The following is an 11,864-nucleotide window of genomic DNA, read 5'->3' on the forward strand; positions in this document are numbered from 1 at the left end:
ATGTCCGACGCGGTGAGCCGCGCGGACCTGGGCCGGCAGGCCACCATCGCCCTCACCTCGCCGGGGCACGCGGCGGCGGTCGAGACCCTGGACGCGCTGCGCCGCGACGACCGCACGCTGCGCGCCGGGGAGTTCGACATGGACGCGGTCACCCGGCGCGTCCGGCGCCTCGGCCCGTCCGTGCTCATCGACCCGGAGATGCACCGGGACCTGTACACGACGGTCGAGCGGGCGCTCACGGCCGGGCGGGCGGGCAGCCTGGCCTCCCTCACGGCGTTCGCCCTTGAGGATGAGGGCGTACTCGCCGCCGACCGCACCCGGTACGTCACCATGGGAGGCGACCGGGTGGCGGGCCTGAACTGGGCCGGGTCCGAGGTCGCCGACATGGCGAGCCTCTTCGTGGACGACCTCCAGGAGGACCGGGCGGGCGGGCTCGCTCCGACCGGAATGACGGACTTCGTCCCCTGGGGATGGGACGTGACCCCGTATACCGTCCTCGCGGAGGGCGGCCACGACACGGTGACGGCGCTGCTGCCCGACGGAACGACGCGGGATCTCGATGTCGACGAGTTCATCGAACTGGTCGCGGCCGACCCGGCGTTGCAGGGCCTGCCGGCCGTGGCCCCGATCGTGCTGGCCGTCCCGTTCACGGGCGACCGGTATCTGGAACTGCCGCGCAAGCTCGCGGAGCGCACCGGCCGCACGGTGTGGGCGCACAGCGGCCTGGCGCGGCGCAACCCCGATCCGGCGGCGGTGAACACCGTCGCCGTGATCCAGCGGGACGGGATGCCCCACGGTTCGTGGGTCCCGGTCCGGCCCGGCCTGGCGCCCGACGCGGACGACAGCGCCCCGGACTGGCATCGCGACGTACTGTCCCAGCCCATCGTGAGCGTGCGGACCGGGCAGCAGATCGGCCGCAGTCTGCACCATCCCGGCGAGCTCACCGAGTCGTCGCGCGAGGACAACTTCAACCGTCTCGACCAGATGACGCTGTACGTCCACTTCAACCGCGCCACCGGCACCTATTCCGCCAAGCTTCCGCTGGCCGACCCCGGGCCGAAGGACAAGGCGTACCACCTGGCGGGCCATGGGCTGCCCGGCAGCCTGATGCTGCCCCTGGCCGACGGCGGGTCGAGGACGGCCGACCGGCACGAGGCGGGGGAGTGGCTGCGGCGCCGCAAGAGCCTGTCGAGCCTGCCCGAGGACCACTGGATCGACATGGTGGTCTGCTACTCCTCGGCCCCGCAGGACAGCGCCGTGCAGGACCTCTCGCAGGTCGGTTACTCCTTCCCCGTACCGTTCGCCGCCGATTCGCTCTCGGACGACGCCCTGTCCCTGGGACAGCACCTGGCGAACGTCACCAGGCGCACGGTCCGGCTGTCCCACGCCCTCCAGGGGGCTTTCACCTACCAGGACGACCCCGTGCGGGTGCTGTTCACCGACGCGAGCGGACAGCGGTGGTGGTGGGACACCAGCCGTCCGGAGCCCGGTGAGGCCGAGCTGGACCGGCTGGCGGCGACGGCCGGGTTCACGGGGGAACCGTCGCCGGGGAGCCGGGCCGAACTGCTGCGCCTGGTACGGGCCCTGAAGCTGCTCCTGGGCCACGACGTGGAGGACGCCGCCGACTTCGCGACCCTCGTCCGCGGAGCCGGTGCGCTCGCCAACATGTGGCACTCCGATCCGTACCTCGGCGGGACCGGCCCCTTCTCCCCGGACCTGCTGCGCCGGGTGATCGCCGCCCACGCGGAGGCCGCTTCCGGAGTGGACCGTCAGGCCACCCGCCGCGTACTGGCCGCGGCCGCACAGGCATGGCAGGACGGACCCTCCCTGCCGGTGAGCGGGTTCGTCGACCTGCCGGTGCTGCACTCCGCCGCCCGATGGCTGCAGGACACCGTGGTGGTGGACGAGGCGGCCGTCGCCGCCCTGGGGCTCTCCGGTCCCGACGACGTGGGCGACGCCGAGCGGGCGCGGATGTTCTGGGCGCGCGTCAAGGCCGAGGAGACGCTGGCCGGCCCCGACGCCGACGCCCTCACCGCGAGGATCCGGCACCTCGACCCCGGTACCGAGGTGAACGGCACACTGCGCGAGGAGGCACTGACGGTCCTGACCCGCGGGTTCGCCGCGGGCCGGAACATGACGGACCCGAACGTGGCCGCCGCGTACGACCTGGAGACACGCGGCGCCTTCGGCCGGTCCTCGGTGGCCACGGCCATGGGGTCCGCCACGGGCGGCGGCCGGGACTGGGCGGACCTGTCGGCACCCCAGCCCGGACTGGCTGAATTCCGCACACCGGGCGGACTCACCGACGCCCCGTGGGCCGGGCAGGACGTGTACGGCAAGGACAAGCCCGTCCCGCACCTGGTCCTGGCGGACGTGGGCTTCCAGGACGACGGCCGCGTCCAGATGAGCTTCGACGGTGCCGCCTACGAGGTGACTGCCGCGGAGTTCGCCGAACTGCTCGCCGCAGACGTGGAGTTGAACCGAAAGGGGCTGACCGTCCCCGTCCTCCTGATGCTGACCGGACTCGGCGGCCCGGCGCCCGGCGTCGCTGAGGTGATCGCCCAGCGGCTGGGCCGCAGCGTGTGGTGGAGCCCGTTCCCGGCGGACCTGTCAGGCAGGGACGACGCAGGCGTCGCGGTGCCCACGCTCGTCGACTCGCTGATGACCCTGACCAGCCCGACGGTCGCCGACTGGCGGGAGGCACGGCCCGTCGACCCGGCCGGGACCCAGGAGGGCCCGCGTCCCGTCGAGCCGCCGCTGCCCGCGGCACCGTCGTCCGGGAAGAGCCCCACGGCGGCGGCGACCTCCTCCACCGTGAAGTCCCGCTCCTCGGCCGGGGACCCCATGCAGGGCGTGGAGATGACCTCGGTGCCCACGCTCGCCACACCGGTGTACACGGCCCCGGCCGCTCCGCAAGCGGCCCGGCCGCTGCCCGTCCTGCCGACGCGCGCCCTGGTGGCGTACGGGCCCGGGGAGACGGCCCCGTCGGCGAAGGGTGCGGACACCCTGCGCCGGCTGGCGTCCCAGGTGGCCGCCGCCGGGCTGCGTAACCAGCGGGCGGGCGCGTCACTGCCGCGCGTCACCGTCACCGGCTACGGCGCCGACGCGCGCCGGACGGACAGCTCGTCGCACGTCAGCGAGCAGGCCTCGGCGGGCAGGCGGCGCGCGCAGGCCGCCCGCACCCTGTTCGAGCGGCTGCTGGCCCGTGCGCTGGACGACCTCCAGAAGGACGGCCCCGCCGGCGAACCGCGTCTGACCGCCGCGGACTTCTCGGTCGGGGCGAAAAGCCTGACACGGGCCCCCGGTGACTGGGTGGGCACGGGTGCGCTCGACGGTGTGACCCGGGCCGAGCTGGGCCGGCAGGCCACGATCGGTATCTCCCAGTCGCCCGACGCGGCCGCGGTGCAGACGCTGGACACCCTGCGCCGCCGGGAGCCCTCGCTGCGCGACCGTCCGCTGGACGTGGACGCGCTCGCCCGCCGCGTACTGCACCTGGACTCCGACGCGAGCGCCGGACCGGACCTTCGCACAGAACTGTTCGCGCTGGTGGAACGGGCCACGGCGGCAGGCGCGGTGACGAGCCTCGCCGCACTGGGGGCCTTCCACCTGACCGAGCTGGGCGTGCGGGCGCCGGGCCGCGCCCGCCACTTCACCGTCCAGGGCCGCCGCGTACCGGGCCTCAACTGGGAGGACGATGCCGTCGCGGAGCTCGACACCGCCCGGGGCGACGTACTGGAGGACGCCCCGTCCGGCACGTACGACGTCCTCGACACGGCGCCGGCCCCCTGGCCGCAGGGCACGACCCCGTACGTCGTGGCCGCCGACGGAGGGCACGACCGGGTGGACGCACGGCTGCCGGACGACTCGACGCTCGAACTGGACGTCGACGAGTTCGTGGAACTGGTCGCGGCCGACGTGGCACGGGAAGGACTCACGCAGGGCACACCGATCGTGCTGGCGATCCCCTTCGCCGGGGACGGCTACCTCGACCTGCCGCGCAAGCTGGCCGACCGTACCGGCCTGACGGTCTGGGCACACAGCGGCGAGGCGATGCTCAGCTCGGCCCCCGGCGCGGCGAGCACCATCGACACCGTCCGCCGTTCCGGTGTCCCCCAGGGTGACTGGATCGCGAGCGAGCCCGGCCTGGCGCCCGACCCCGACGACGTCGCACCGGACTGGCACCGCGACGTGGTCACCCGGCCCATCGTCAGCGCGCTGAGCGGGAAGCAGATCGGGCGGGCTTCGCACCACCCCGCCGAGTACGCGAAGGACTTCGAGGACGAGGGCCGCCATCTCGACCGGATGACGACGTTCGTGCACCACTACCCGGCCACGGACGGCATGTCCCAGGAGTACGACCTTCCGCGTCCGGGCCCCGAGGACACCGCCTACCGCCTCGACATGCACGGCGAACCCGGCCTCCTCCAGCTGGCCCTGCGGGACGGCACCGTCCGGCTGGTCGACGAGCGGGAGGCCGGGCCGTGGCTCAAGCGTCGCAAGAGCCTGGCGAGCCTGCCCGAGGACCACTGGATCGACCTCGTGGTCTGCTGGAGCGGAGCGCCCAAGGACAGTGCCGTGCCGGCCCCGAACACCGTGGGCGACGCCTTCCCCGGCCCGTTCGTTCCCGACCCGCTGCGCGACGTGTCCATGGGGCAGCACCTGGCGAACACCACGGGACGCACCGTTCGCCTGGCCTACAGCTCGCAGGGGACGCGGTCGGACAACGGCCGTTACACGCGCACGCTGTTCGCCGACGCGCAGGGGCGCCACCGGGCCTGGGACCTGTTCCGGCCCGAGCCCGCGGGCCCCGGACTGGACCGCCTGGCCGAGGCCGCCGGATTCGGCCCGGCCGGCGGACCCGTCACGGAGGAGACGCGCGAGAGGACGCTGCGCCTGGTGCGGGCACTGCGGCTCACCTTCGGGCACGACGTGGACGACGCGCCCGACTACGGCGGCCTGCTGCGCGGCGCGGCGGCGGTCGACCACATGTGGCGCGCGGACTCCGACTTCGACACCGCCGGCCCGTTCACGCTGGACCTCCTGCGCCGGGTGGTCGAGGCGCACCCCGACGCCGCGTCCGGTGTGAACCAGGAGGTCACCCGACGGGTACTGGCCGCCGCCGCCGAGCAGTGGACGATGTGGCCCGGCGACCCGCTGGTGGGCTTCGTGGACCTCCCCGCCGTGGAGGCAGCCGCCCGGTGGATGCGGGACGCCGACCCCGAGGAGGAGGCGGCCACCGCCCTGGACATCGACGAGGACGCGGTCGGAGAGCCCGAGCGGTCGCGCATCTTCTGGGCCCGGGTCAAGGCCGAGGAGACGCTGGACACCCCGGGCCCGGACCAGGACGCGTTCGTCGCGCAGGTCCTCCATCTGACGCCCGGCGCACGGCCGGGTCCCGACGAACACGGGGAAGCACTCGACCTGCTCACGCGCGCCTTCGCGGTGGGCCGCGAGGCGTCCGACCCCGACGTGGCGGCGGTGCACGACCTGGATGAGGCCAGGGTGTACGCCACGTCCGGTCTGCGCACGGTGCAGGGTGGCGCCCGCGGACTCGGCCGCGACTTCACCGGCGGACAGCCGCAGTCGTACGTGGATCTGGCACAGTTCCGCACGTTCGCCGTGGTGGCGGACGCGCCGTGGACGCAGGGCGGGCGCAAGCGGGTCCCGTACCTGGTGCGGGTCGCCCCTGACGCGTACGACCCGGAGCTCCTCCGGCTGACCTACGACGGTGAGACGGCCGGCGTGTCCACCCGCGAGTTCGTGGAGCTGCTGGCGCACGACCCCATGCTGACGCGCAGGGAACTGACCACCCCCGTCGTCCTGGCGTTCACCGGACAACCCGCCGACGCGGGCGACGTGGCCGAGCGGCTCGCCCAGCGGCTGGGCCGCAGCGTGTGGTGGACCGACTTCCCGGCGGACCTGTCCGGCACCGGCGACTCCGGGCAGCCGGTGCTGACCATGCACCCCTCGGCCGTCATGGGGACTGTGCCGGGGGGCGGCGTCTGGCACGAGGCGCGCCCGGTCCAGCACGCCGCGCCCAAGGACGCGCCCCGCACGCTGCCCGCACCGGTGCCCCGGTCCACGGGACGGGGCGCCACGAACCCGGACCCGTCCGCCGACAGCGGGCCCCGGGGCTCCCTGACGCCACGCACGTCGCCGTCCGACCCCGACTGGGCCTTCGCCCCGGGGACCGACACGGCGTCGGCCCCGGCCTCACCCGTCTCCTCCTCGGACACGTCCGGGTCGTGGTCCACGGACTCGCTTCCGTCCGCAGACTCCGCCGACGCGGCCTCGGACCCGCTGTTGTCCGGCGACACGCTGATGAGCGATACCCAGGGCGCTCCGCTCGGGCGCGACTGGACCGGCTCCGGCATCAGCAGCGTCGACACCACGCGGATCCAGCTCCACGAACAGCGGGGCGGCGAGCTGCGGAGGGTCTCCGAGGAGGCCGCCCCTTGGGGGGAAGGGGCCTACGTGGTGGCGGCCGAGGGCGGCTACGACGAGGCGCTGTTCGCCGACGGCCGGGAGCTGGACCCGCAGGCGGTGGCCGGCCTGCTGGCAGCCGATCCCGTACTCGCGTCGCTGCCGCTCGACGTCCCGGTCGTGCTGGCGAGCCCGTACGCGGGCGCCCAGTACGGCCAGTTGGCACGGGCCGTGGCGGAGCGGCTGGGCCGCAGGGTCTGGGCCCCCAGCGGCGACGGACGCCTCATGGAGCCCGAGACCGAGCCCCACGCCACGGCCGACGCGACGGACACCGGGCCGGCCGTCCACGTGCTGTCGCTCGTCGACTCCGACCCCGGCGACGCGTACGGCGACTGGGTGCCCTTCGACCCGCCGTCGGCCGCGAACGGGCAGTCCGTGGAACGCGAATGGGTCACCGTGGACGGAATCCGGTTCCGGGACAGCGATGTGGACACCCGCCCGCTGGTCGGGGCGGACCACCGCTTCGAGGGCCGGGAGTCGATGCCCGACGACGGCCGCAGGCGGCTGCGGGAGCGGCGGCTGAGGCTGTACCGGGGCATGCGGGAGCGCGCGCACGTCCTCCGCCTCGGCGACACGTTCCACACGGTCGGAGCCGAGGAGACCGCCCCGGACCCCGAGGCGTCGGTCTACACCTTCCACGCCCACGGCGTACCCGGCGGGCTGAAGCTGGCCGGCAAGGACGGCCGGGTGCTGCTGCTCGGAGCCGAGGACGGCGGACGTTACATCGGCGGGCTGCCGGAGGTGGTCGAGCGGGCGGCCGGGGACGAACTGCACGTCGCGAGCTGCTACGGCGCCGTGGCGGGCGACCCGCTGCGCCCGCAGTCACTCATCAGGCCCGCGCCGCCCGTCGAGGACCCCCTGGAGGAGGTCGCGCTCGCGCAGCACGCCGCCAACAGCAGCGGGCGCACCACCACCGCCGCCACCGGCAGGACCGGCTACAACGACACCACACGGCTGCTCGCGGCGACGCCCGACGGCACCCTGGCACGCATGGAGACGTTCCTGCCCGAACCGGTGCACTCGACGGCGGAGTTGAGCGAGGCCGCCGGCCTGCGCCCCCTCGCACGTCGCACGGGCCTTCCCGCCTGGGACGACGAGGGGCCGCGTGCCCTGCGCCTGGTACGGGCGCTGCGGCAGGTCTTCGGGAACGAGGTCGAGGACGACCGCGGTGTGCCGGACGGGCGTTACGAGCGGCTGCTGCGCGGGATCGGTGCGCTGGAGACGCTGCGGGCGAACGACCCGGCGCTGAGCGCGCTCACCCCGCTGCGCATGGAGCTGTGGCAGCTCCTCGCGTCGCCCCCCGACGGGAACGCCCCGGGGCCCGACGACTTCGAGGCCGTGCTCGACCGCGCTCTGGCCACACCGGGGGACGTGGCGCTCACCGACGCATGGGACGCGCCCCCGCTGCGGGACGCGCTGGACAGGATCGCCACCGGCGGCGACGCCGCAGTGCGGGCGGTGCTGCGGATGCCCGCCGGTCCGCTCACGCCGCGCGAGTACGCCCGCGCACTGTGGGCGATGACCGGCGCCTCGCAGCTGCTGGACGCCAGGACCCCCGCGCGACGGGAGGAACTGGGGCGTGCGGCGCTCCACCTGCCCGCCGGGGCCGGGTGGGACGCGTCCACGGAGGCCCGGCTGAAAGAGCTGGCCGAACAGGCCTTCGCCACCGGGCGGAACTCAGGCCACCCGGGTGAACTCGCCGTCTTCCACCTGGAGACGCTGGGGGCGTTCGCCGACGAGGGCCGCATCCGCACGCCAGGCGGCCCCCTCCAGGGCCGCAACTGGGGCCCCACGCCGACCCCCGGCGGGCTGGAGCCCTCCCGCCTGTACACCGACAGGACCGGCACCGCCGGGAACACCGGCTCGCTGGAGTTCGCCCCGTGGACCCAGCAGGGCGCCGCCGCTCCGTACTTCGTGTACGCGGACACGAACGACGCCGGTGCGGTGGTCCTGCGGCTGCCGGGCGGCACCGTGCAGGTCACCCCGGGGGAGTTCTTCGCACTGCTGGAGTCCGACCCGGAGCTGCCGCTGATCGACCAGCACCGCCCCCTGGCCCTGCTGCTGCCCGGTATCGGAACAGGGCAGCTGCCCGCACAGCAGGGCTTCTCCCTCTCGAACGACCGGACCGTATGGAGCTACGACGGCGCGTTCACGGTGTCCGGGGGCGGCACGACGCGGCCGGGCGTCGTGACGGCTCTCGCCGCGAACGCGGGGCGGCCCGGCGTCTGGCACCGGACCGTCCCGAGGATGCCGTCCGCCGAACCGTCCGTCGCTCCGGGCACGGTGAACACCTCGCGGACCGCCGAGTGGAACGCGACCACCGCGCCCGCCGCCGGCACGGCCCCGGCGGGGCAGCAGGTCCTGCCCTATTCCGCGGACGGGCAGTTCGACGGTCGGTACGAGGAGACGCTGGAGGCGTTCCCCGTGGCCGTCTCAACCGACCGGCACACCGTGTGGGGCTACGGCCAGGACGATCCGGACTTCCATGTGTTCGTGGCCGAGATTCCGTCGCTCGGACTGCGCGGCGAGTACAACTCCGACGGCCCGTCCGCCGGTGGTGTCACGGACATGGCCGGGCGGGTGTACTCCAGGGGCCCGGCCTGGGACTGGTACCTGCCCGGTCGTGGACTCGTCGCCTCCTCCCGTCTGTTGACGGACGAGGGCGCCGAGCCCGTACCTGTCGGCTGGCCCGCCACCGGACCGGTGAGCCCGACCCCGCCCGTCGACCCGGCCGTCGTCGCGGCCGACCCGGCCGCGCTGGCAGGCAGCACACTCCCCGACGCGCTGTGGCGTGACCACGAGGGCCCGCTGTTCCGCTTCAGCCCTGACGGGCCCGAGCAGGTCTTCCGCGAGGGACTCAAGCCGTACGGGCCCGAGATGGTGCACCTCATCGACCACGTCTACGGCGGCAGCGCCCTGGTTCCGAACACCGTCTTCGCGAGCGCGACCGCGAACCGTGACTACGTGCGCGACAGCGCCCGCGCCAACCCGATGGGTGCGGACGCGCTGCACCGCCGTTACCGCTGGCGCTACGACATGGAGGTTCCCGGCGGCATCGACGTGAACGCCACTCTGGGGCTGGCCTCGCCCTTCCCCGACCAGGAGGAGGTGCTCTTCCCCGGGGGCATCGACCGCCGGTACATCCGTGGCGTGCAACCGATGGCGTACGGCATGCCGGTCGGGCCGTACGTCCCCAACCCGTACTTCGCGCCGCACACCGGAAGCGGCGGGGCGTCCGTCGTGGACGCGGACTTCGCCGGTCCGGTGCTCGAATCGTTCCCGACCCTGTCCCTGGATTCGGACTCGGACGACGATCCGCGGCCGCTGTTGTCGAGGGACGACGACTCGGACGACGATCCGCGGCCGCTGTTGTCGAGGGACGACGACTCGGACGACGACCCTGCGCCGCTGCCGCAAAGGCGGGAACCGTCCACGGAACGCGAGGGCACCCCGGTGCCCGGGAACTCCCGAGGGGGGACCGAGCCGGATGACTCCTCGGAGCCCGACGAGCAGGCCGGGCAACTCGACGCGCCCCCCTGGGCCCTGGCGCGCGTCCGCTACGCACAGGAGGCCCTGTACTTCGAGCAGCGGCTCGCCGCACACCTGGGCGACAACCAGCAGATCAACGACGAGTTCGGCAAGGTCGTGCGGGCGTTCTGGGCGATCGCCCTGCACAACCGCACGGACTACCGGCAGTTCGGCAGCAGGAACGGCGAGAACGCCGGATCCGTCGGGACCTCGTACGAGAAGCTCGCGCGGGTCGTGGAGTCCGGCAACCTGCGTGAGCGGGTGACGTTCCTGTTCAACGGCGTGGCGAGGGACCTCGTCCCGTACCTGATGGGAGGTGTCGAGCCCCAGCATCCGGTGATCGGGGTGGAGCGACGTGACCGGCACCGGACCGAGCAGCTCAAACGGTACGAGCGTGAGCGTGCCGAACTCCTCGCGGCGGGCCTGGACTCCGAGGACGAGGACCAGGAGATGGAGGAGCTGGAGGAGCTTCTGCGGACACCGCTGCGGCCCCACGAGGTCTGGCCCGCGCTGAGCCCGGCAGAACGGCGCCTGGCGGTCCGGGACGGGGTCCTGCTCTGGTCGCCCGCCGGGATGACGCACACCCTGCCGATGGCCGCGGACTTCCAGGCGCGTTCCGAGGACTCCGGTGGCCTGGTGCTGACCGGCACCTCGGGCAGCGCCTACCGGATCATCACGCACGTGGCCCGGCTCACCCGGCTCGCGGGCGTGCCCGTGGACCTCGGTCTCATCAGGTCCGGACTGGTGAGCATCCTGGTGGGTGTGGGCCACCACAGCTTCCACGAGGTGATGACCGGAGCCCAGCACGCCCTGGACGAGTCCGACCGCACGGCGGCCTCGGTCTACGTGAACAACTGGGGCCGGTACTGGGACGTCCACCCGCTGTCCGAGGAGGAATTGCGGGCTTACGTCGCCCGCGAGGGGCTGTTCCCGGACGAGCACGCCCGGGCGCTGCTGGCCGAGTTGGAAGCCAGGCCGGCGGAAGAGACCGGGAAGGCAGCCGGAGCGGGGGCAGGGAACGACGGCCGTGCGCACGGGTGATGAGATGTCCTCGTGTCTTCCTCTGCGAGCCGGGCATCCGCGCGGCGTGACTGGATGGAGCGACCCCCATGCCGACCTCTGACGGACGGCCGGACGCCGCCCGCGGGCCGATACCTGTTCCCGGCACGGCGCCCGCCGGTGTGTCCGCGCGTCCGCCCGTACCCGTAGGGCGGGACCAGCCGCACTTCCCGGTGCCGCCCGAGGACATCGTCGCGGCCGCCCGGTCCGCCCCCGACCACTGGCTGTCGGTGACCGACCGGCACTGGCTCGGCGAGAAGGCCGACGAGCCCCCGCCCCCCTGGGCCGTACTCGGCCGCTGGCGCAGCGACGCCAACGGCGAGATCGCCGAGTGGGAGGCCAACCCTGACTACCGGCCCTCACCCGCCGCACTCGGATGGGCCCCACCGGTCAGCGACGCCGACGCCGCCGTGCACCTGGCTGCCACCGGTTACGGTCCGGACGAGGATGTCGCCGAGGCTCTCGCGGAGGCCGGCACCGTGGCCGTGTGCGTGACCGGGGACGGGGAGCCGGCGTGGACGCGGGCACCCGGCGGCGCTCTCGCGGTGCCCGTCTTCCCCGTGTCGCCGCAGGCGTCGGCGGACCGCCTTCCCGTGCACGTGCTGATGGCGCTCCCCGACCTCCTCGACCGGCTGCCCGCCGGCCGTGACGTGATGTTCCTCAGCGCCTCCGCCCCGGCCGCACTGCTCGTCCCGGCGGACGATCTGCGGGCACGGTGGGCGGAGGTGACCGGCGAATCCGGACCCGGCACCCCGGCCCGGGCCGCCGGGCGCCCCCACACCGACTCAGGTACC

2 protein-coding genes (1 of these 2 cut by a window edge) are annotated in these 11,864 nt (G+C 74.1%); both read left to right on the forward strand.

Features of this window, described 5'->3' with window-relative positions:
* Positions 1 to 11,052 carry the end of a lonely Cys domain-containing protein gene (locus BFF76_RS07500; protein ID WP_079122336.1) on the forward strand. The gene continues 22,032 nt to the left of window position 1, outside the view, so the window shows 11,052 of its 33,084 coding nt (coding positions 22,033-33,084); its start codon lies beyond the left edge, outside the window; its stop codon occupies positions 11,050 to 11,052.
* 68 nt (positions 11,053 to 11,120) lie between these two features.
* Positions 11,121 to 11,864 (forward strand): type VII secretion system-associated protein (locus tag BFF76_RS07505; protein WP_065847701.1); only part of this gene is annotated, 744 nt, incomplete at its 3' end.

This window comes from Streptomyces mutomycini (assembly GCF_001700505.1).
GTDB lineage: Bacteria > Actinomycetota > Actinomycetes > Streptomycetales > Streptomycetaceae > Streptomyces > Streptomyces mutomycini.